Origin of the sequence: Streptomyces sp. NPDC058086 (assembly GCF_042885015.1) — a bacterium.
Lineage (GTDB): Bacteria > Actinomycetota > Actinomycetes > Streptomycetales > Streptomycetaceae > Streptomyces.
This window is the reverse complement of record NZ_JBHVST010000105.1, coordinates 17,834-39,043: the sequence shown is the minus strand read 5'-3', so window position 1 is coordinate 39,043 and position 21,210 is coordinate 17,834. Positions and strand designations below refer to the sequence as shown.

Annotated in this window: 18 protein-coding genes and 3 pseudogenes; 11 read left to right on the top strand and 10 right to left on the bottom strand. The window is 69.6% G+C overall.

Translation table 11 applies throughout. The features are described 5' to 3' along the window. Together ACFVWD_RS46610 and ACFVWD_RS46605 are read right to left on the bottom strand one after the other, a co-directional pair. A partial coding sequence (locus tag ACFVWD_RS46610) for a hypothetical protein (RefSeq protein WP_389604357.1) occupies positions 1-194 on the bottom strand: 194 nt, incomplete at its 3' end. 235 nt (positions 195-429) lie between these two features. Next, on the bottom strand, positions 430-1,404 hold the full coding sequence (locus ACFVWD_RS46605) for an NAD(P)-dependent alcohol dehydrogenase (protein ID WP_389604355.1): 975 nt from the start codon (positions 1,402-1,404) through the stop codon (positions 430-432). A gap of 255 nt (positions 1,405-1,659) precedes the next feature. Between ACFVWD_RS46605 and ACFVWD_RS46600 the strand changes: the two are divergent. Then, a pseudogene (locus tag ACFVWD_RS46600) lies at positions 1,660-2,288 on the top strand (IS5 family transposase); the annotation flags it as partial. 64 nt (positions 2,289-2,352) lie between these two features. Here the strand turns inward: ACFVWD_RS46600 and ACFVWD_RS46595 are convergent. Beyond that, positions 2,353-3,016, bottom strand: a pseudogene (locus tag ACFVWD_RS46595) (TetR/AcrR family transcriptional regulator). A gap of 69 nt (positions 3,017-3,085) precedes the next feature. Here ACFVWD_RS46595 and ACFVWD_RS46590 point away from each other — a divergent pair. Together ACFVWD_RS46590 and ACFVWD_RS46585 are read left to right on the top strand one after the other, a co-directional pair. After that, positions 3,086-3,859, top strand: coding sequence for an oxidoreductase (locus ACFVWD_RS46590; RefSeq protein ID WP_389604354.1), 774 nt, complete (start codon positions 3,086-3,088; stop codon positions 3,857-3,859). 178 nt (positions 3,860-4,037) lie between these two features. Further along, positions 4,038-4,265 (top strand): VOC family protein, encoded by a 228-nt coding sequence (locus tag ACFVWD_RS46585; protein WP_389604353.1) that lies wholly within the window; start codon positions 4,038-4,040, stop codon positions 4,263-4,265. Between the two features lie 222 nt (positions 4,266-4,487). Here the strand turns inward: ACFVWD_RS46585 and ACFVWD_RS46580 are convergent. Then, a pseudogene (locus ACFVWD_RS46580) lies at positions 4,488-4,919 on the bottom strand (transposase); the annotation flags it as partial. Between the two features lie 264 nt (positions 4,920-5,183). Here ACFVWD_RS46580 and ACFVWD_RS46575 point away from each other — a divergent pair. Genes ACFVWD_RS46575 through ACFVWD_RS46565 form a run of 3 tightly spaced genes read left to right on the top strand, consistent with a single transcriptional unit; the run spans position 5,184 to position 9,150 of the window. Further along, positions 5,184-5,900, top strand: a complete 717-nt coding sequence (locus tag ACFVWD_RS46575) for a FadR/GntR family transcriptional regulator (RefSeq protein ID WP_389604351.1) — start codon at positions 5,184-5,186, stop codon at positions 5,898-5,900. Further along, the gene (locus tag ACFVWD_RS46570; RefSeq protein WP_389604350.1) at positions 5,897-7,291 is read left to right on the top strand and encodes a hypothetical protein; all 1,395 of its coding nucleotides are present in this window, start codon (positions 5,897-5,899) and stop codon (positions 7,289-7,291) included. Before ACFVWD_RS46575 ends, ACFVWD_RS46570 begins: the two co-directional genes overlap by 4 nt. Next, a complete protein-coding gene (locus tag ACFVWD_RS46565; RefSeq protein ID WP_389604348.1) occupies positions 7,288-9,150 on the top strand; it encodes a GMC family oxidoreductase N-terminal domain-containing protein in 1,863 nt (620 codons plus the stop codon). The genes ACFVWD_RS46570 and ACFVWD_RS46565 overlap by 4 nt, the downstream gene beginning before the upstream one ends. Before the next feature lie 569 nt (positions 9,151-9,719). Here ACFVWD_RS46565 and ACFVWD_RS46560 read toward each other — a convergent pair. Next, positions 9,720-10,793 carry an alkene reductase gene (locus ACFVWD_RS46560; protein WP_389604346.1) on the bottom strand — a complete coding sequence of 358 codons (1,074 nt, stop codon included), beginning with the start codon at positions 10,791-10,793 and terminating at the stop codon, positions 9,720-9,722. A 116-nt stretch (positions 10,794-10,909) separates the two neighbouring features. On the opposite strand from ACFVWD_RS46560, the gene ACFVWD_RS46555 reads away from it, so the two are divergent. Next, positions 10,910-11,287 carry a MerR family transcriptional regulator gene (locus ACFVWD_RS46555; RefSeq protein ID WP_389604344.1) on the top strand — a complete coding sequence of 126 codons (378 nt, stop codon included), beginning with the start codon at positions 10,910-10,912 and terminating at the stop codon, positions 11,285-11,287. A gap of 603 nt (positions 11,288-11,890) precedes the next feature. Here ACFVWD_RS46555 and ACFVWD_RS46550 read toward each other — a convergent pair. Continuing rightward, a complete protein-coding gene (locus tag ACFVWD_RS46550; RefSeq protein WP_389604342.1) occupies positions 11,891-12,721 on the bottom strand; it encodes a HEAT repeat domain-containing protein in 831 nt (276 codons plus the stop codon). A gap of 841 nt (positions 12,722-13,562) precedes the next feature. Between ACFVWD_RS46550 and ACFVWD_RS46545 the strand changes: the two genes are divergently transcribed. The 3 genes from ACFVWD_RS46545 to ACFVWD_RS46535 all read left to right on the top strand — a co-directional run bounded on the left by ACFVWD_RS46545 (position 13,563) and on the right by ACFVWD_RS46535 (position 17,240). After that, positions 13,563-15,122, top strand: a complete 1,560-nt coding sequence (locus tag ACFVWD_RS46545; RefSeq protein ID WP_389604341.1) for a flavin-containing monooxygenase — start codon at positions 13,563-13,565, stop codon at positions 15,120-15,122. 235 nt (positions 15,123-15,357) lie between these two features. After that, positions 15,358-16,338: an aldo/keto reductase gene (locus ACFVWD_RS46540; RefSeq protein ID WP_389604339.1), complete on the top strand. Its 981-nt coding sequence runs from the start codon at positions 15,358-15,360 to the stop codon at positions 16,336-16,338. Between the two features lie 278 nt (positions 16,339-16,616). After that, positions 16,617-17,240 carry a hypothetical protein gene (locus ACFVWD_RS46535; protein WP_389604338.1) on the top strand — a complete coding sequence of 208 codons (624 nt, stop codon included), beginning with the start codon at positions 16,617-16,619 and terminating at the stop codon, positions 17,238-17,240. Here ACFVWD_RS46535 and ACFVWD_RS46530 read toward each other — a convergent pair. After that, positions 17,221-17,913, bottom strand: coding sequence for a TetR/AcrR family transcriptional regulator (locus ACFVWD_RS46530; protein WP_389604337.1), 693 nt, complete (start codon positions 17,911-17,913; stop codon positions 17,221-17,223). The genes ACFVWD_RS46535 and ACFVWD_RS46530 overlap by 20 nt on opposite strands. Positions 17,914-17,966: 53 nt before the next feature. Here ACFVWD_RS46530 and ACFVWD_RS46525 point away from each other — a divergent pair, with 53 nt between their 5' ends. Beyond that, complete coding sequence (locus ACFVWD_RS46525; RefSeq protein ID WP_389604335.1) at positions 17,967-19,085, top strand: FAD-dependent oxidoreductase; 1,119 nt, start codon at positions 17,967-17,969, stop codon at positions 19,083-19,085. A gap of 237 nt (positions 19,086-19,322) precedes the next feature. On the opposite strand, the gene ACFVWD_RS46520 is transcribed toward ACFVWD_RS46525, so the two are convergent. The 3 genes from ACFVWD_RS46520 to ACFVWD_RS46510 are packed head-to-tail and all read right to left on the bottom strand — an operon-like array spanning position 19,323 to position 20,842. After that, positions 19,323-19,991 carry a dihydrofolate reductase family protein gene (locus ACFVWD_RS46520; protein ID WP_389604333.1) on the bottom strand — a complete coding sequence of 223 codons (669 nt, stop codon included), beginning with the start codon at positions 19,989-19,991 and terminating at the stop codon, positions 19,323-19,325. After that, positions 19,991-20,497 (bottom strand): SRPBCC family protein, encoded by a 507-nt coding sequence (locus tag ACFVWD_RS46515; RefSeq protein ID WP_389604331.1) that lies wholly within the window; start codon positions 20,495-20,497, stop codon positions 19,991-19,993. Before ACFVWD_RS46515 ends, ACFVWD_RS46520 begins: the two co-directional genes overlap by 1 nt. Positions 20,498-20,500: 3 nt before the next feature. Further along, positions 20,501-20,842 (bottom strand): ArsR/SmtB family transcription factor, encoded by a 342-nt coding sequence (locus ACFVWD_RS46510; RefSeq protein WP_389604329.1) that lies wholly within the window; start codon positions 20,840-20,842, stop codon positions 20,501-20,503. Between the last annotated feature and the right edge of the window lie 368 nt (positions 20,843-21,210).

Genomic DNA, 21,210 nt, shown 5'->3' with positions numbered 1-21,210 from the left:
GATGTCGTGGCCGGCGCGGACGCTTCGCAGTCCGTGACCCGCATGGTCAGCTGATGCCCGACCAGCCCCAAGCGCCCGACGGCCGAGACGGCCATGTAGGCGGCGACACCGAAGAGGGAAAGGGCGATCACACCGCAGAGGACAGTCCCGAAGACCTGCTTCCGCCCCATGCGCACCGTAGTCTGCTTGGTCACCGTCCGATCGTACGAACCCACCGCTGGGACACCGGCAGCGCCCCCACGCCTTCCGGTACCTCCCGGCCGCCGGGACACCGACCCTCAAGTACGCGGGATCCCTCTTTCCGGGAAGCTACAAACCCGCAGGTGCAGGTGCCCCGGGCCGGCACGGCTGTCCGCTGACCGGTCCAGGTTTCGGGAGGAGCAAGGAAGAGGGGGCGGCCTCAGGCACATGCTGGGCCTCAGCGGTCCGTCACACGGTGATGACGACCTTCGAGCGCGCGTGCTCCACTTCGAGGTACCGAATGGCCTCGGGTACTTCACTCAATGGGTAGGTCCGGTCGATGACTGGGGTGAGTTTCCCAGACTCGGCGAGTTCTCTCAGCGTTGCCAAGTTCTCCTTGCTCGGCGTCGCCGTGAGGATGAGCAGCTGATGGCGGACAAAGTGTGACATCACTTGCCCCTTGAGGATGAGACCCATCGGCCCGATAAGACTCCCGCCTTCGGATACGCCCCCACCGGAGAGAACGAGCCTCCCCGTGGGTGTCAGCGCGCGTCGGCACTCCGTCAACGAATGGTTCCCCACCAGGTCGAACACGACGTCGTACCGCTGTCCGTTCCGTGTGAAGTCCTCCCGGGTGTAGTCGATGAGGTGATCCGCGCCCATCGACCGGACCAGTTCCATGCTTCTCGTACTGCACACGCCGGTCACTTCCGCCCCGAACACCTTGGCGATCTGTACGGCGAAGGTGCCCACACCACCTGACGCTCCATTAACCAGTACCTGCTGTCCCGGCTGTACCCGTCCCAGGTCGCGCAGGCCCATCAGCGCGGTGTTCCCGGCCAGCGGCACCGCGGCCGCCTGCTCGAACGACAGGCAGGCTGGTTTCGGCTCCACCACGTTGTCCTGGGCACACACGTACTCGGCGAATGCCCCGTCGACTTCGCCGAATACCTCGTCACCGGGACGGAAACGCTTCACGTTCCTGCCCACCGCTTCCACCCGACCCGCGAAGTCCGTGCCCCGGATCTTCGTCTTTGGGCCGCTCAACCCGAGCACCAGGCGCGCCAGGTACGGGTCGCCCCGCATGAGGTGCCAGTCGCGGGCGTTGACCGCGGCCGCGTGGACTCGAACCAGTACCTCATGGTCGGCGACGACCGGCTTGGCGACCTCCCTGAGCTCCAGGACGTCAGGCGAGCCGTACCGGTCCTGGGCGATCACCTTCATCGGGCCTCCGTAGCACAGGTTTCGTCTTGAATGGATCGGTTGACCGGAAGTTCAGCACTACTCACGACGGTAGGCGAGCGACCCAGGTGCGGGCATCGGGGCAAATCCCTAGGTGACGCACGGAACCGGGCGGCGACGGTGCGGGCGACATGCATGATGCGAATGACCATCTCCTGTACGTGAGGCTTCGCCCAGGGCGGGGGTGGGGTGCCGGGTGCCGCAACGAAGGAAGGGGCGATGGCCGGACGGGCGCTTCGGGCCCACCAGCACGCCGCCGGCGCAAGGAAAGCGCCGCCCTCCACGGTTCCTCAAAAGGGGGTCGGCCAGGGGACGAACCCGGCCGATCCGGTCCTGGGGAAACTGGCCGGCCGGCTGGCGGAGGTGGTCAGATCGGCGAGTGCCTGGGACGCTCCCGCGGAGGCTTCACCACCAAAATCCACCTCGCCGCGGAGGGGCGGTGCCGGCCCCTTGCCCTCGTCCTGACACCGGGACACTACGGCGACGGCCCCCAACTCGAGCGCGTGCTGGAGCAGGTCTCCGTGCCCCGCACCGGAGTTGGACGGCCCTGCGCCCGCGCTGACCGTGTCCTGGCAGACAAGGCCTACACATCGCGAAGGAACCGTCGTTACCTGCGACAACGTGGAATCCGGCACACCATCCCCGAACGGCTCGACCAGCAAAGACACCGCCGCAACCGAGGTTCCCGAGGCGGCCGTCCCACCGGCTTCGACAGCGAGCACTACAAGAAACGCAACACCGTCGAACGCCGCGCCATCAACCGGCTGAAGGGCTTCCGTGCCGTCGCCACCCGCTACGAAAAGCGCGCATACATCTACCTCGGCACCGTCACGCTCGCGGCTCTCACGATCTGGCTTCGCACATGATCCGAGAAACAGCGCCTAGCTCTGGGCGACTCTGATGGCGCTGCTCAGACGTGTTGCGGTCGAGTCAACCGTGGCCCGCTGCGCCGTAGCGCAGCCCGTCGTACAGGATCGTGGCGATGCGTACCGCATCGTCCTTCCAGCCGTTGGCCCGCAGCCCGCAGCCCGCAGCCCGCAGCCCGCAGCCCGCAGCCCGCAGCCCGCAGCCCGCAGCCCGCAGCCCGCAGCCCGCAGCCCGCAGCCCGCAGATGCCGCCGAGGGCCCGCAGGACGATGCGTCCGCTAGTGCCCCTGCGAACGAGGCCGGCCGCGGCGTCTGCGGCGAGCAGTTCGTCCAGGGCGCGCTCCATCTCGTTGCGCGTGTCGTCGAAGGCCGGTGAGTCGGTCGCCATGATGCTCTCCAGCGCCTCCCCCCGTCCCTCTGCCCACTGCCGCATGCTCCGCGAGCAGCAGCAGGAAGGTGTGCAGGGCTTCGCCCGGGGCGTGTTGTGCGAGGAGTCGGGTGGGGGCTGCGCAGAGCTCGGCGACCTCTTGGCGGTATACCTTCGCGATGAGCGCCTCGCGCGTCTCAAAGTGGCGGTACAGCGTGCCGACGGCCACGCCGGCTCGGCGGGCGATCTCCTCCACGTGGGTGTCGTCGGCGTCGTCGGTGAGGAATGCCTCGCGCGCCGCGGCCAGGAGCGCTTCGCGGTTGCGGCGCGCATCGGCACGCAGTGGATGTGGTGATGGCAACGGTCCTCCATAAGGTGAGTCCGACTCCGCGTAACCGGAGTCGGGTTCTCCTTACTGGAGGAGTTCGCCGTGACGATCGTGAACGAAGGGCTTACCGGCCTGCGCGTGCTGGTGACCGGCGGTAGCCGAGGGATCGGGGAGGCGACAATTCGTCGCTTCGCCGCAGCCGGCGCCACCGTGCTGACGGCCTCGCGAACAGCGCCCGCGGACGACCTGCCCGCCACCTTTGTCCCCGCCGACCTGCGATCAGAGGAGGGGGCAGCGGAACTTGGCCGGCGGGTGGTGGACGGCGTCGGAGGCATCGACGTCCTGGTCAACGACGCCGGAGCCGCGACCGTGCCGATGCCGACCCTGGAGCGGTCCGACGCGTCCTGGCTCGCCGACCTGGAAATGAACCTGCTCGGCGCGGTCCGGCTCGACCGGGCCCTGGTTCCCCAGACGGTCGAGCGTGGCTCCGGCGTCGTGGTCCACGTCTCCTCCATCGCCAGCCACCTTCCCCAGCCTGCCGAGGCGTCGTACGCCGCATCGAAGGCGGCGCTCAACGCCTACAGCCGCGAGTTGGCGACGGCGGTGGGAGAGCACGGCGTACGCGTGGTGTGCGTTGTGCCGGGCTTCGTCGTCATCGAGGGAGCTGTCGGCCATCTCCAGCAGATGGCCGACAGTCAGGGTGTGGGCATCGACGACGTCAAGCAGCAGATCGTGGATCACTTGAAGGTCCCGATGGGGCGCCCCGGCGAACCCGAGGACGTCGCAGAGATGATCGCTTTTCTTGCCTCTGGCCGCGCTAAATGGCTCACCGGTGCGCAGTTCCGCGTAGACGGCGGCATCATCCCGGTGGTCTGAGCCGCACCCCGACACGCAATTCGAGGAGAGACACCATGACCTTCAGCCTGACGTCACTGATCGTGGACGCCGCAGACCTGGAAAGCGACAGCTCGTTCTGGCACCGGCTGCTCGACTGCTCGACTGCTCGATCACGAGGACGGCAACGCACCACTTCCTGCAGACCGTCGGCTTCCCCGTGACCGTAATCCAGCATGCGCCGGAACATGTGCCGCCACAGTGGCCCGACGGCGCCTCCCAGCAGATGCACTTCGACCTCGCCACGGACGACGCGGGGAGCGCGGACAAGCGGGTGCTTGACGCCGGCGGTCGATGGCTACAACCGACGGACGATGTCGCCGCCCAGCAGGGCTCCCGGGTGTACGCCGGCCCGGCCGGACATCCGATCTGTCTCCGCTCAGCCTGATTCTGCGGAGCTGACCGGCACCCCGGCAGGGTGCCGGTCAACCCAGATCAGTCTCGACGGCACTTTTTGTACCGCAACCACTCACACCTGTATGAACCTGACGATTTTCTGCGTATCAGGGCACTCTCGAACTTGGTCGACCGAGCAGCAGAGGCGTAGGGGATTGGCATGCACTACGCGGAGGGCGGTCCCGATGCCGCCCGCGAGGCGATGAACGCCGCCCTGGGATCTGCCGCGCGGGGGTTTGCGGCTGCGGCGCTGGAGGCTGTCGCTCAGGACAAGGCGCCTAGATTCCGAGTGCTGGATGAGTCGTTCGTGGTCGCGGGCGTGACGGCGGGCGTGCATGATCCAGGCGAGCGACCTCTCGACCACCCAGCGGCGGGGCAGGACGACGAATCCGCTGGTGTTCTTCGGGCGGCTGAGGGGCTTGAGGGTCAGGTCGAGGTGCTTCTTCGCCCAAGTCACGAGCTGTCCGGCACAGCCGGAGTCGGCCCAGACGATGGTGATCTCGGGGTGCATCAGCCGCAGGCGGAAAAGGACTTCCTTCGCCGCGTCGCGGTCGGTGGTGTCGGCGGGGGTGACCATGTCGAACAGCGGCAGGCCCTTGGTGTCGACGACCAGGTGCCGCTTGCGGCCGTTGATCTGATGGGCGGCAGTTGGAAGGCCGGCGATCGCAGTACCCGCTGCCCGGGCGAGGGTGGTGCGGCCGACGTGCTGAAGGCGCCCTTCGGTGTCGTACCCGCCGAGCAGCAGACCGCGGGGAGCGGCCACCGGGCCGGTGACCGCACGGCGGCACCGCGAAGAACCGACATCGAGGCGCGTGGCACCGACGCTGTCCCGGCCGCTCTTATTGACGCCGCGTCATTAATAGTGGTTCAGTGGCTGAGCCACTGAACCACTGAATCATTGGGGGCCGGGGTGGAGGCACTGCCACGCGAGACGATCGTCGACGTGCTGGAGGAGCGGCTGCGCGAGGACATCCTCGCCGGGCGTCATCCCGCCGGGAGCTATCTGCCTCCCGAACGTGAACTCGCCGACGGATTCGGGGTCACCCGCACCTCCCTCAAGCACGCCTTCGGCCGACTGGCGCACGCCGGGCTGCTGGAGACGCGCCACGGAGTGGGTACCCGGGTACGGGATTTCCTGCGCCTGGGCGGGGCGGACCTCCTGCCGATGCTCGTGCGCCACAGCCCCGACTGGATCGGTGAGATCTTCGAAGTCCGGCGCAGCATCGGTGAGTTGATCGTGGAACGCGCAGCGACCCGCGCCACGGCGGCCCAGGTCGCCGAACTGCGTCTGCTGCTGGCGGCCGTCGGGGATGCGGCGGGGGGCGAGCCCGTGCAGCTGGCGGACGTGGAGGTGCACCGCGCACTGGCCCGTGCCACGGGCAACCGGGTGTACGTCCTGCTGACCAACACCCTGTTCAACGCGTACCTGCCGGTGCGCGGGGCACTGGTCGGGCCATTCGAGGATCCCGGGGCCGCTCATGACCGTCTGGCACCGGTCGTCGAGGCCGTGGCCGTCGGCGACCAGGAGGCGGCACGCACCGCCGCGGGCGACTATCTGTCGGCAACGGAACGCATCATGCTCAAGGGGCTGGCACGCTCCCGCGGACGCCGGGAAGGTGCCCTGTGAGCTCACACGGGACGGTGTTCAAGGAGACCATGCTGGGCCGTGTGCGCCTGGCCGACGAGGACGGCGACCGGCCCGTGCGGCTGGACCTGCTGGCCCGTGCCGACGCCGTGCTGCTGCCCCACCGCACGACGCGGGCGCACGTGAGCGGACGGGTACGCATAGCGGGACGGGCCGACGACGCCGAAGCCGAGGGCGAGCTGGAGATAGCGCCCCTGTCGCGCCGCAGGATCCGCTACCGGATCACCTTCGCCCTGGAAGGCCGGCGCCTCACTCTGGACGGCTGGAAGTCGGTGTCGCCCAAGCGTCCGCTCGCCTCGCTGACCGTACTGCCGTTCACCCTGTACGAGGACGGTGACCGCGTGGGGGAGGGCACGCTGCGCTTCCCCCTCGCCACCGGCCTGCTGCCCTTCCTCGCGAGCTTCCGGTTCCCTCGTGCGGCAGCATCCCCTGCCGACAGGCATCTGACGTCGCGCTGGGACGGCACACCGGGGCGGACCGAGGTCTGGTACACGACCCTGACCGATCCGGCCACCGACAGCGGGATCTGGCTGCACCACGAACTGGTGGCGCCCTCCGACGGTTCCGCTGCCTACGCGCACGGCTGGATCGCCGTCTTCCCCAAGGACGGCCCCGCCGAACACACACGTTTCGGCCCCGTACCGTGGACGGCGCATCCGGAGGGCTTCACCGCCGAGGGCATCCGCGTCCGACCCGGCCGGCTCACCGGCTCCGCCGGGACGTTCACCTGGGCACTCACCGAGAGCCCCGAAGGTCCGCCGCTTCACACCTTCCCCCGCTGGTCCTGGCGACGTCCCTGGCTGCCGGCCTCGCACATGCTCCCCGCCGCCCGCGCCCGCTACAGCGGAACCATCCGGTACGGCACCAGTGAGCTGCGGCTGGACGACGCTCCGGGAGCCGGCGCCCGCATCTACGGCCACGGCAACGCCCGCCGCTGGGCCTGGCTCCACGCCGACCTGGGTGGCGGCGACGTCCTGGAAATCATCGCCGCGGTATCCATGCGACGCGGACTCGACAGGCTGCCGCCGCTGGTCTTCCTGCGTCTGCACCGAAACGGCCGTACCTGGCCCCGGCGCGCGGAACGCTCTGCCGTGGGCTGGGCGGGCATCGGCCGGTTCCGCGCGGACATCCGCCTGCCCGAGTGGCGGGTCGAGGGCAGGGTGGGCCTGAGCCGCATACAGGTGACGGTTACCCAGCCGCCGCAACAGACACTGACGCTGGGCTACACCGACCCCGACGGCTCCACCGCGGTCTGCCGCAACAGCGAGAGGGCGGACGCGGTGGTCAGCCTGGAGCGCTGGTGGGGCACATGGCGGCGGGAGGCTGTATGGCGGCTGTCGGGCACCGCGCACGCGGAGGTCGGCGACCGATGAACTCCCGAGGTCCCAACGCCTTGGCGGGACTTGCAGCCGCCCTGCTCGCGGACGACGGCACCAGCGCGTGGACGCGGGCCGTGCCGCGCAGGGCCGAGATGCTGCTCGACGCCATGCCCGCCCCGGTACGGACGGCCGTGCGTACCGCGGCCGCGGCGATCGACGCCTACAGCGTGGCCCGAACGGGCAGGCGGCTGTCCGCGCTGAGCGCGGCGCAACGGGAGCAGGTCATGGGGTCGCTCGGTTCCCACCGGGCCCTGCTGCCGCTCCTGGACGCGGTCAAAGTACCGCTGCTGCTGGCGGCCGGTACCGAGCGGACGCTGCATCAGCACCCCCCGGCGCCCCTGGCGTCCGGCCCCGACGACCCGCCGCTCGACTGTACGCCGTCCCGCGACTGGCCCGCGCGTTCGAGCGCCGACGCCGTCGTTGTCGGCTCGGGCGCCGGCGGAGCCATGGCCGCCCGGACACTCGCCCGCGTCGGGATGCGTGTCGTCGTCCTCGAGGAGGGGGAGCACCACACCAGTGCGTCGTTCGGGCGCCGGGCCCCGCTCGACCGCTTCACCGACCTGTACCGGGACGGCGGTGGGACGATCGCCCTCGGCAGCCCCCCGCTGGTCCTGCCCGTGGGCCGCGCGGTCGGCGGCACCACTGTCGTCAACTCCGGTACGTGCTATCGCACACCGGACCACGTCCTCACCCGCTGGCTGGACCAGCACGGCTTCGCGGCGGCCGAAGGCTTCGACGTCCACCTCGACGAGGTGGAACGCACCCTGCAGGTGGCACCCCAGCCGCTGCCGGTGCTGGGCAACAACGGACTGCTCGCACTGGCCGGAGCGAAGGCGCTCGGCTGGGCCGCGGCACCCTTGCGTCGCAACGCCCCGGGTTGCAGGGGCTCTTGCCAGTGTGTCGTCGGCTGCCCCACCGGTGCCAAACAGAGCGTCCAGCTGTCCGTGCTTCCCGAGGCCTGCGCGTCCGGCGCCCGTATCGTGACGGGCGCTCGCGTCCGGCGGATCCTCGTCGACCGCGACCGGCCGGGTGGTCCACGGGCTGCCGGGGTGCTGGTTCGCCGCCCGGACGGCAGCGAACTGGAGATCCTCAGCCCCTTGGTCGTGGTCGCCGCGGGGGCCCTGCAGACCCCGCCGCTACTGCGCCGCTCCGGCCTCGGGGGACACCCGCGGCTCGGCCGCAACCTCAGCGTGCACCCGGCGATCAGCGTCGCGGGACGCTTCGGCCGCCCGGTCACCGGCTGGAAGGGCGTCCTGCAGAGCGTCGGGGTGGAGCACCTGCGCGACGACGGCATCCTGATCGAAGCCACCGCGGCGCCGGCAGGCATGAGTTCGTTCGTGCTGCCCGGCATCGGACGCGAGCTGCGCCGCGAACTGGAAGCGACGGATCAGCTCGCGACACTCGGTGCCATGATCGCCGACCGGCCCTCAGGGCGTGTCCTCGGCAGGGACCGCACATTGCTGCGCTACGACCTGACGCCGCGCGACGCCGGCCGCCTGCTCCGGGCCGGGCGGGCCATGGGCCGCCTGCTGTTCGCGGCGGGCGCCGAAGAGGTGCTGACCGGTGTACCGCAGGTGCCGCGAGCCCGCACCCCGGCCCAGCTCGAAGCGCTGCTGGACACGGTGACCGCGCGGCAACTGCATGTGTCCGCGTTTCACCCCACGGGTACGGCGGCTGCCGGTGCCGACCCCGAGCGGTCACCCGCCGACCCGGACGGGCGCCTGCGCGGCGTCGACGGCGTGCTGATCTCAGACGGCTCCGTGCTGCCCAGTTGTCCGGAGGTGAATCCGCAACTGAGCATCATGGCGGCCGCCCTGGCCGTCGCCGAACGCTTCGTGACGAAGGTGTCGTGAACAGTCGTCGCCGTCGCGGTGCGCCGCCGCTCCAGTCCCGGCCGCGCGCCAACCTTCCGGCTCTTCAAGCAGATCCTGGCGGGTTTCTGCACTTTCGGGCCGCCGCGGGCCTCACTTCGGGGCCGCGTGCCGGTAGTAGGTCCGGCCACGGCGAACGCCTCGCCCTCGCTCCAGCCCGGCCCCCACCGGGCACGCCGGTCCGCTTCCCGGCGGGCCGCCAACTTCCGTGCAGCACGCTCCTGTTCGGCCAGCTGCCGCAGCTGCCCGGCCACGGACGGCGGCCGCCACTCGCGACGCAGGAAGAACGGGTCGTAGCCGTAGGCGGCCGGCCCGCGGTCCATGACCAGATTCCTCGCGGCCTGCGCCACCCAGGAAGCGGTCGGGTGTGCGGTCGCACCCAGGACCCGGATCCGTCGGTTGGCGTACTCGATCACCGTGAACACGTATGTGTACTGCCTGACGTGTTCCACGCTCATGAGTGCAGGGCTGGGACAGCCGGCGGGAGTGCTCGTGAGCGGGGCTGAGCACCACCGCCCGCGCTGGTTCCGCTCGTTCGCCGCAGCTCGGCATCAAGCCGCGTACTGGTGGGCCGAGTAGGTCAGGTAGCCCGCGTCACCGCCCTGGTAGTACGTGGCCTCGTCGACGGGGGCGATCGGAAGTCCGCCCCTCAGCCGCTCGACCAGGTCGGGGTTGGCGAGGAAGGCGCGGCCGAAGCTGATGAGATCGGCGCCCAGACCGAGCCAGTGGTCGGCGTCGTCCCGGCTGGTCTGCTTCGGACCCATCGGAAGGACGGGGTTCATGACGAGGGTGCCCGGCCACGCTCGCCGCAGGGCGACGAGCACCTCTTCGTCGGCGGTGGCTTCGAGGTGCACATATGCCAGCCCGAGGGGGGCCAGTTCGTCCAGCAGCGCGGTGTAGAGCTCGCGGACGTCGGTCTCCTGAACTCCCCAGAAGGTCCCGCCCGGTGAGAAGCGGATGCCGGTCCTGTCCCCGCCGACGGCCTCGACGGTGGCGGCGACGGCCTCGACGGCGAACCTGATCCGGTTGACGATCGGGCCTCCGTAGCGGTCCGTGCGCAGGTTGGCGTTGGACGAGAGGAACTGCGAGATCAGGTAGCCGTTGGCGCCGTGGAGTTCCACGCCGTCGAAGCCCGCGTCGACGGCGCGCTGCGCGGCTTCGGCGTACGACCGCGCGTGCTCGGGCACTTCGGCGGTGTCCAGCGCGCGCGGCGTCGGAGCGGGCTGGAGTCCGGTCGGGGTGAACACGTCGCCGACGGCGGGGACGGCTGAGGGCCCGACCGGCTGCAGGCCGGTGGTGTCGGAATGTGAGACCCGGCCGCCGTGCATGAGCTGGGCGAAGATCCGGCCGCCGTTGGCGTGGACGGCGGCGGTCACGGGGCGCCATGCGGCGACCTGCTCGTCGGTGTGCAGTCCCGGTGTACCCGGGTTGGACTGCCCGATCGCGCTCGGCTGCACGCCCTCGCTCACAATCAGCCCGGCTGTGGCCCGCTGGGCGTAGTAGGTCGCCATCGACGACGTCGCCAGGCCACCGGCGGCGGCCCGGACCCGGGTCATCGGGGCCATGACCATCCGGTTGGGCAGCGTGAGGCCGCCGAGCCGGTAGCTGGTGAAGAGGGTCGTCATGTCGGGACTCCTTCGCGTTCCGCCGTGCCCGCATCTCGGGCACGGCGGCTACGCTAAGACCTCACACTGACGTCAGAGGCAAGGGTCTGTGACGCAGAACTCAGCCGGGAGGCTCTGTGAGGATCGGGGAGCTCGCGTCACGCGCCGGAGTCAGTGTCCGGTCCGTGCGCTACTACGAGGAGCAGGGGCTGCTCGCCAGTACCCGTAGCCCGAGCGGGCAGCGGCACTACACGGACGGCGAGGTCGAACGGGTCGCGTTCATCCAGCGGTTGTACGCCGCCGGCCTGTCCAGCCGCACCATCACCGAGCTGCTGCCCTGCGTCGACGCGCCCAGCGAGGAAAACTCCGACTCCGCGCTGGAGCGGATGGCACTGGAGCGCGAGCGCCTCTCCACGCACATCGCTGACCTCGTGCGGACCAGGGACACGCTCGACGATCTGATGGCCACGGCCCGGGCGCACCGGGAACAGCTGGGGAAGGCCGCGGTCGGCTGACTGGGGGAGGGGTTCGCAGGTCGGCACTGGCTCCTCCGGGAAGCACGCAGCCCCCGGTGGTCGCCGGGGCCGTCTGGGGTTGAGTCTGCATAGAGGGCGGGGCTCCTTGGCGGTGTGTGGGCGTTGGTGTTAGTGGGTGCCTTCTGGGTCTGAGTTCAGGGTGGTCTTGGAGTCGGACCGGAGAGCGAGGACACTCGCCCGTCAGCCGCGGCCGGTTCCCGTCTGACGGGCCGTCGTTCGATCGAGCAGCCGGCGCTCGAGTCAGCCGTGCTTTCGGAAGAAACTGCGCCTCGGTCGCGAGAAGGGGCAAACCGCCTTCAACACCCCTCAGGGCGCGGTGGCTTCAACACACCGCAAGTGCGAGGGGGCGCTGGTGGATCGAAGGATGAGGTCGCTCAGCAGCACAGGCAGGGGCTGATCATCCGCGGTCAAGATGATCAAGCATGAGAAGTGCGGAGGAATCTCATCTCCCTTACTCAAACCTGCGTACTCCTCCGGCCGTAGCCATCACGGAAGCGCGGTCGCAACCTTGAAATCGGCTGGGGTCGCTCTTCGTTCCCCAGCCGGTTGGCGTCGGCGATGTGACCTTCTGCCGTGCGATGTTCAGCGGCTGCGGTGTGTCGTTCGCCGACGTGCGGTCGTCGCCTGTTCGCGGACGTATGGGTCCGGGTCCACTTGGAGTCGGTCGAGCACAGCCGCGGTGGCGAGATCGCCTGACTCCGTGGCATGGAAACGTCCCAGGGCGATGGCGACCCAGGCACGGACGGGAGGGCTGCTGTCGTCTGCGAGGCGGCAGATCTCCGGCAGAGTCCAGGGCTGCTGGAGGAAACCGAGAGAGCTGAGGACGCAGACGCGCACGTGTGCGGAGGGATCGGCCAGCAGGCTCACCATCAAGTCGACGGCCGCCGGGCTCGTACCGTGACTTCCGAGCGTGCCGACGACCGCGCTCCGTATTCGCTCGTCCGGATCCTGGGCCGCGTGAGCCAGCAGGGCGGGATCTGTGATTGCGGGGACGTAGCCGAGCAGCCAGATCGCTGTCCGGCGCAGGTTGGGGTCAGGGTCCTCCGCCCACGGCACGAGGACGCGGCGTGCGGTGACCGGGTCCTCGTGTGCGAATACGGAGAGCGTCGTCGTGAGACTGTCCTGGTCGTCGCCCAGGTTGCGGGACCAGGCGCGCAACAGGACGGCCAGAGACGCGCGGCCGGCCGTCTCGGCAAGGATCCCGGCGAGTACGGACCGGGCGTACCCGTTCCCCGCCGCCACGGCGGCCTCCAGGTGCGCCTCCAAGCGCGGAATGAGCGCTGCCTGCTGCGCGGCTGTCAACTGCTCCTCCATGTCGCCCAGGGCATCGAGATCGCAGTCCGGATCTGCAAGGCCGACCGCGAGTTCGTCAAGGAGCGCGTTGAGATCGCATGCCGACCACTGGTCTTCCATCCTGCGCCCCTCACGATCTCACCAGGCCACACCGAGCCCCCTGTCGGCCAACGGTCGCCTTCTCCCTGCTGCAACCGAACGTCGCTGCCCGCGTCCGCGCCGCCTTTCCCCTCCTGGGCGGCCCGGCCGCCGAAGCGACCGTGTGCGCCATGCTGCTGCAGACTGTGGCCTGCGGAGACAACGTCACTCTCGAAGACCAGCTTCGGGACCGGTCCGAGGAACTCCGCTGCCGCTGCACGGCTCCATAAGTCGTGCTTCGTTCGAGTGATGCTCTCGACGGCCGGGACTGAACAAATCCCCAGCATGTGAGGTTTCTTCACCGTCATCCGGTGCCGGCGTTACGTGCGCTGCCGGCGTGAGTATTTCGGGATCATGCAGTGCGTGGCGTCAGTGGAACGCTCTGTGGTCCCTGTTTCACGCACCCGAGCATTTCTCGTGAACTGCGTGCATGAGGGGCTCACGCCGGATTCGGCCGAAGTGGCGTGGATGCGGACGACGCCGCACGGACGACCACGCGCCGGGTCAATCGACGTCGTGGATGTGTTCGGGTGACCCGTCGGCCGGCACGGGTGGCTCGCCGACCGACGGCATCTACCCGGAGCAAGGGAAAGAAGGTACTGATGCAAGCAGGTCTGCCATTGGCTGCTGTGACCGAGCCAGGCCCACACACCTCGCCATGGCCGTACGTTCCAGGTGGGCAGGCTGTGGCAGGGACCGCACGACGGGCGGCCGAGGCGGCCCGTGAGGCCGGGTTCTCTTCGGGATCCGTCCGCCGAACGGATCCGCGAGAGCCGCGCGTGGGCCGTGGTCTCAGCGCCGCCCGCCCGACCGGAGCGTTGCTGTGATCCCGGCTCAGAGGACGCGGACTGACAGGGACCTGCGGGCCGTGGTCGTCGGAGCGGGTTTCTCCGGAATCGGCGCCGCCGTCCGGCTTCGCCAAGCAGGGTTTAACGATGTGCTTGTTCTCGAGAAGGGGACGCAACTCGGCGGCACCTGGAGGGAGAACACCTACCCCGGCTGCGCCTGCGATGTGCCCTCGACGCTGTACAGCTACTCCTTCACCCCGGATGCCGCCTGGAGCAGGGTCTTCGCCGGGCAGCGGGAAATCCTTGCCTATCTGCGGGCGACGGCCGAGCGGTACCGGCTTGATGACATGCTGCGCTGCGGTGTTCAGGTGCTGGGGGCCCGGTGGGACGGGGCGGCCGGCCGCTGGCTGCTGGAGACCAGCGACGGGCCCTACAGCGCGGCGGTATTGGTCCTGGCCACCGGCCCGTGGCACGTCCCGCGCCGCCTGGAGGTCCCCGGGATCGAGCACTTCGACGGTCCCGTGTTCCATACCGCCCGGTGGGACCACGGCGTCGACTTGGCCGGGCGGCGGGTGACCGTGGTGGGGAGCGGTGCTTCCGCCGTCCAGGTCGTCCCGGCCATCGAAGCCCAGGCTGCGTCCGTGGGCCTCTTCCAGCGCACCGCCCAGTGGGTGCTGCCCAAGCCCGATCTGCTGCTACCCGCGGCGTTCAACCGGCTTCTGGATCGCGTACCCGGTGCGCGCGGCGCTCTGCGCGCCGGGCAGTACGCCCTGCAGGAGGGCTTTGGCTACGCCTTCCGCCACCCTCAGGGCGCCCGCCTCCTCGAGGCGGGCGCCCGCGCACACCTGCGGCTCGCGGTCCGCGACCGGCAGCTACGTCGGCAGCTGACACCGGAATACCGGTTGGGCTGCAAGCGTCTTCTGACGTCCAGCACCTTCTACCGGGCCTTGTCTCAGCCGCACGTCCGCCTGCATCCCACCGCGGTGACCGCCGTACGCGGCAACGAGGTCGTCGGCGCCGACGGCACCACCGTTCATACCGACGTGCTCATCGAGGCCACAGGCTTCCGCGTCGGTGAGCTGCCGCTGGCCAAGAGTCTGTACGGCACGAACGGCCGAACACTCGACGAAGCCTGGGGCGGTGAACCGCAGGCGTACATGGGCACCACCGTGAGCGGCTTTCCCAGCCTCTTCCTGCTTCTGGGACCCAATCTGCTCGGCGGCTCCACCTCCGCGATCACGGTCCTGGAAGCCCAGTTGACGTACCTCATTGCCGCTCTGGCCCACCTCGACCAGGGCGGCCACTGTGCCCTGGACGTCCGGTCGGCCGCCCAGGCCGCCCACAACACCGCCGTCCAGGACGCGCTCGCAACCACGGTCTACAACACGGGCGGCTGCACCAGCTACTACTTCACTTCCACCGGGCGGAACACCTTCGCCTGGCCGTGGTCCACCGGGCGGCTCGTGCGCCGACTCAGCCGATTCGACGCCGACGCCTACACCTCCGACGCACCTGCCCGGCCCCTTCCCCTGCCCTCTCAGACAAGGCCGCAGCCTGGAGACCGTACGGGAGCCGCGAACGCAGAGCAGCCATGACATAGTGCTCGATACTGCGGCTCCACCGCTGGGAGCTGCCTGCCTGCCGACGGCGAAGTGGCGGCGCTCAGGCGGGCCGCAGCGGACAGTGATCTTACGCTGAGTCTCGCGAAGGCATCCCGAGGTACGGCGGATCGCTGGCGACGTCGCCGACTGGTTGCTTCCCTACCACCGCGAGCGCCGGCCAAGCGTAGGCTGACGCAACTGGGTGGCGAACGTCCAAGGGCGTGCAGGCATGAAGTACATCAGGCTGGGCTCGACAGGGCTGAAGGTCTCGCGGGTCTGTCTCGGCATGATGAGCTACGGCGATCCCGCCCGGCGTGCGTGGTTCCTGGACGAGGCGGCGGCCGAGCCCATCGTGCGGCGGGCAGCGGAGGCCGGGGTGACGTTCTTCGACACCGCGGACATGTACTCGCACGGTGTGAGCGAGGAGATCACCGGACGGCTGCTCGACAAGCTCTTCCCCCGCCGTGACGACTACGTGCTCGCCACGAAGATCTACTTTCCGATGGCCTCGGGACCCAACGACGGCGGCCTGTCGCGCAAGCACATCCTGTCCGGCATCGATGCCTCGCTGCGGCGGCTGGGGACCGACCACGTGGATCTGTACCAGATCCACCGGTGGGACTACGAGACGCCGATCGAGGAAGTCATGGAGGCGCTCCACGACGTGGTGCGCTCCGGCAAGGCGCGCTACATCGGTGCGTCCAGCATGTTCGCCTGGCAGTTCGCCAAGGCCCAGCACGTCGCGGAGAGACACGGCTGGACGAAGTTCGTGTCGATGCAGAACCACTACAACCTGACCTACCGCGAGGAGGAGCGCGAGATGATCCCGCTCTGCCTCGACCAGGGAGTGGGCTGCCTTCCATGGAGCCCGCTGGCGCGCGGGCTGCTCGCCGGTTCACGCGAACGCGGCGGCAAGCAGCTCACGGTCCGCGCGGGCAGCGACCAGTACGCCGAGGAACTGTACGGGGACGCCGACTTCGACGTGGTCGACGCGGTGCGCGAGGTCGCCGGTGAGCGGGGGCTGCCGCCCGCGCAGATCGCCCTGGCGTGGTTGCTGGGCAAGCCGGCGATCAGCGCACCGATCGTAGGCGCGACCAAGCTGAACCATCTGGACGACGCGGTCGCGGCGGTGGGGGTGTCCCTCAGCGAGGAGGAGATCGCCCGCCTGGAGGCCCCGTACCAGCCGCACCGAGTTCTCGGCCACTCCTGACGTGATGACGTGACTGCCCGTCGGCAATGCCGACGGCCCTCGGGACCGTCAGCCTCCCCGGCGCGGCCTTTGGCTCCCGCGCCGCTTCACGCGTAATTGATCAGCCGGTTCACCGATCGCGTCAGTTGATCCACGCCCAGCGCGCGCCGACACCTGGGTGCCGGCCTTCGAGCGGGAGTGGGCGAAAGGCCTGGAAGACTTTCCAGTCAAGTTCTTCTGTTCAGCTTCTTGAAGTTCGTGACTTCCCGCAGTCTTCGGCCATTGAGAAGATCATCGCCATGACCGTCCCGTTCCACATCGACCGAATCCTCGGTGACCGTCCCTTCGCCGAGGTTGGCGATCCCACCCTCGCTGTTGATGACGAGCGTCGCCGCCTGCTGGCGGTAGCGGGCACACACACGGCGGTGGCGGGCATGCATGAGTTCGGCAGCACTGCGCCGGTTGGTGTCTACAGCACCGATGATCTGGCCTGCCGAGCCCTTCTCCGTGCGCGCCACCCCGTACACGCAATGGCCTTCCATCCCGTGCTGCCCCTCCTCGTTGCCGGCACGGGCAGCTATGACGGCGGTTACTTCTTTGAAGGCGAATTGCTCCTGCTGGACTTGGAGACGGGCATGCCCACGTCGCTCATCGAGCACGAGCTCGGCCGCCAGGTCCTGGGTCTGGAATGGCTCAACGAACAGGAACTACGTGTGCTGATGGCACCGCCTGACGACTGGCAGGACAAAGGCGCATGGGCCGAGGGGCACGTCGCGGTGGTGCGCCGGCCCGACTGGAGGGCCGTACCGCCCCGGTCGGTCACCGCATACGACCTGGCAGGACCACGGGTGACGGCCCCGCGCCCCGACCCCGATCCAGCTCACATTCGGCAAGGGCTGAGTGTCACGCCGGCGGCCGGGTGAGTTTGGCGGCCACGGCGTCGAGGACCCAGTCCAGGCCGGTCGCGAAGGATGTATCGGCGTCCACGTCCGTGCCGTCATGCACGGCCTTGGCCAGCGCCGGGAAGCGGCCCGTGGCCAACATGCTCGTCACATGCGGGCCGGAGGCGCGCTGCCAGTCACGCTTGGACAGGCCCGTGGCGCGCTCGGCCCGCAGGTTCGCGATCTCACGCCTGATCGCGCCAGTGAAGTAGGCGCTGACAGTCTCCACGGCGCGCATGACGGTGTCGATGTCGGCGAGGCCGTCGAGGGCGGCCAGCGTGGCCTCGGTCACGGCGAGGCCGTTCGGGCCCAGGGTCGGGCGGCCGCCGAGCAGGTCGGCCAGCCATTCGTGACGGAGAGCGGCCTGCCTGGTGCGATGGGCGAGGGCGCGCAGCGCCTCCCGCCAGTCACCGGGTTGCTCCTCGGGGAGAATCTCGGCCTGGACCTCGTCCACCATCAGGTCGAACAGCTCCTGCTTGGTGGAGATGTATCCGTACAGCCGCATCGGGCCGGCGTTCAGCCGGGCGGCGACCTTGCGCAACGACACCGCCTCAAGCCCGCCCTCGTCGGCCAGCGCGATGGCGGCGGCGACGATCCGCTCCCGGTCGAGCGGCACGGGTTGAGTCGGCGGCTCCGGCCGGTCCCACACAGTCATGGTCACACCGTACCGTTGCGATGCATCGTATTGAACCAATACAGTGTATCGACATGAGACACCGCATCGCAGTGGTCGGGAGCGGTCCTGCCGGCCTTGCCTTCGCCCGCGTCCTGCACCGCCATGATCACCCCGTCACTGTCCTCGAACGCGATCCCACCCCGGACGCCCGCCCCCCGGGCGGCACGCTGGACCTGCACGAAGGGCTGGGCCAGCTCGCGCTGGACAAGGCGGGGCTGCTGGCGGAATTCCAGGCGCTGTCTCGCCCCGAGGGGCAGGCCATGCGCATCCTGGACACGGCCGGGACCGTCCTGCGCGACTGGCGACCCCGTCCAGATGACCGGGCCAATCCCGAGATCGACCGCGGGCAACTCCGTGACCTGCTGCTCGGCCCTCTCGACGTCCGGTGGGGGCGGGGCGTGACACAGGTGGTGCCGGGGACCCGGGACGGCGTACTCGTCCATTTCGCGGACGGGCGACAGGAGACGTTCGACCTCGTGGTCGGCGCGGACGGCGCCTGGTCCCGGACCCGCCCGGCAGTCTCGCCGGTGACGCCGCACTACACCGGCGTCACCACGGTCGAGACCTCCCTGGACGACGTCGACACCCGCCACCCCGACCTCGCCCGGTTGATCGGCGACGGCTCCGTGGCTGTGTACGGCGTGAACCGAAAGCTCGTCGCCCAACGCAACAGCGGCGGCCACGTCAAGGTGTACGCCCAGTTCCGCGCGCCGCTGGACTGGCACACCAACCTGGACCTGGCCGACGTCGAGGCCGTGCGATCGAGCCTGCTGGCTCTGTTCGACGGCTGGGCCGCTCCCGTCCTCGACCTCCTCCACCACGGCACCGCTTTCGTCCACCGCCCGCTCTACGTCCTGCCCGTGACCCACACCTGGACCCACGTCTTCGGGGTGACGCTACTGGGCGACGCCGCCCATCTGATGCCCCCGTTGGGGGCGGGCGCCAACCTCGCGATGCTGGATGGCGCCGAACTCGCCGAGTCCATCGCCACCGGCCCCGGAGACCTGGACGACGCCGTCCGCGCCTTCGAGGAACGGATGTGGGCACGGGCCGGCAGGTGGGCGAAGATCACGACGGCCGGCCTGGAACGCCTTGTGAGCCCGGACCCCGCCGAAGCCCTCGCCCTCTTCGACCAAGTCCAGCCATCCTGACCACCAAGCGCGAGAGCACCAGCACCAACAGCTCGCCACGGCTTCACGGGACAGTACGGCACCGCTGCGGTCCCTTCCGGCAAAACCACCGTGGGACGAACGCACGGACGCCTGCACCGAACGCAGCCCTCGGCCCGCTACCGCCCAAATGGGTATTCGCAGTTGGCAGTGGTGGCCTGCTGATTCAAGCGTGTGCGCCGTGGGTGCTCGGGTCGCCAGGGCGGAGTGGTGGCGCGGCTACCGTGGGTGCACGGCATAGGTGAGGTGCGTCACCCGCGACGACGGCTCCGAACGGACCGGCTCCAGCGCGACCCTGGACGCGTCCACGCCGTCGAACAGGCGGGTGCCGGCGCCGAAAAGCACCGGTGACAGCGTGATCGAGAACTCGTCGACCAGGCCGGCGTTCAGGTGCTCCAGGATCGTAGCGCCGCCGCCGGCGATGCGGACGTCGCGGTCGCCGGCGGCCTCGCGGGCCTGGTCGAGGGCGTGCTCGATGCCGTCGTTGACGAAGTGGAACGTGGTGCCGCCGGGCCGCTCCCACGGATCACGCTTGGTGTGCGTCACGACGAAGACCGGGGTGTGGAAGGGCGCCTCCTCCGGCCATGACCGCTCGCCGAGGTCGAACATGCGCTTGCCCATGACGCTCGCGCCGGTGCGCTCGAACGTCTCCCGCGCGACGTCGTTGTCGCGGCCCTCCTCGCCGCCCTCGCCCAGCTTCAGGTTCTCCCGGAAGAACCGCAGCGGGAACACCCACTGCTGCAGCTCCATCCACTGCGCCATCCAGCGCTGAACGTCCGGGTCGTCCTGCCTATCGGGCGCGAAGAGCTCGTCGTCGACGGGCACGGACTCGGGCGCGATGAAGCCGTCCAGCGACATCGACACGCTGAAGAACACCTTCCCGGCCATCAGCCCTCCGCCCCTTTCCGCGCGAGGTCGGTGACGTAGGCCGCCAGGCTGCTCAGGGTCTGCCGGCCGCCCTCGATCGCGTGGTACTTCTCGACCGCCTCGTCGCGCAGTTCCTTGGTGGGGAACACCGTGTGCATCATGATCCGGGTCGCCGCGCCGTCCGGCGCGAAGGTCAGGACCGACTCGAAGGCGTTCGGGTCGTCGCGGGACTCGCCGTGCAGCAGCTCGATCCGCTCCGGCGGGACGATCCGCAGCCAGCGGATCCACTCGGAGTAGTCGGTCCCGTCCGGCCCGTGCAGCACGAAGTCCCACTCCCCGCCCTCGCGGAACTCGAAGGACCGCGTGGTGGTGGTGAACCCCTCCGGACCCCACCACCGCGACAGGTGCCGGACCTCGGTGAACGCCTCGAACACCAGCTCCCGCGGGGCGTCGATGACCCGGGAGATCGCGATCTCCCGGTCGGCCGTCGCCGACTCCGCCCGCGTTTGTTGCCTTGCCCCTGCCATCGGTCAATCCTCCTGCCGTGTCTGCTTGAGGTCCTGCACGTAGGTGTCCAGCCGGTCGAAGCTCTCGTTCCAGAACCGCTCGAATCCGCCGACCCACTCGTGGATCGGCCGCAGCCCGCGGGCGTCCAGGCCGTAGAGGCGCTGCTTGCCCGCCTCACGGACCCGCACCAGCCCCACCTCCCGGAGCACCCGCAGGTGCTTGGACGCCCCCGGCTGGCTCATCCCCAGCTCCTGGGCCAGGTCGGTCACCGGCCGCTCACCCGCCCGCAGCAGCGCCAGGATGTCCCGGCGCTGCGGCTCGGCGATCGCGTTGAACGCGTCCGACGTCGTCGCTGCTCGTGCCATGGCAGCCATCGTATTCCCATATCGGAATACGTCAAGCCGGTTGGGAATCGGGCGAGTCCTGTCAGATGACGATTGCCGAAATCCGGTCCGATCCTCCTCGCGGGCCGATCCGCGACGCGATCGAAACCCGCATCCGCGGCCTGCTCGCCGATCTCCTCCCCACGCAGTGAGCCATCCCCCATGCCTCAGCTGCAGGAACCGATGGTCTGACTGCCGCCGGAAACGGCCGTGAGGTGGGCCGCGGGTGGCGTACCGGTGGTGGCCTGAGGGCTGCGCAGCGGGGTGATCTCCTCGTGCTGGGCGGCGATGCGGGACAGCGCGAGGATCTTGAACTCGGTCAGGTTCTCGAGCGTTGCGTTCTGGCGGGC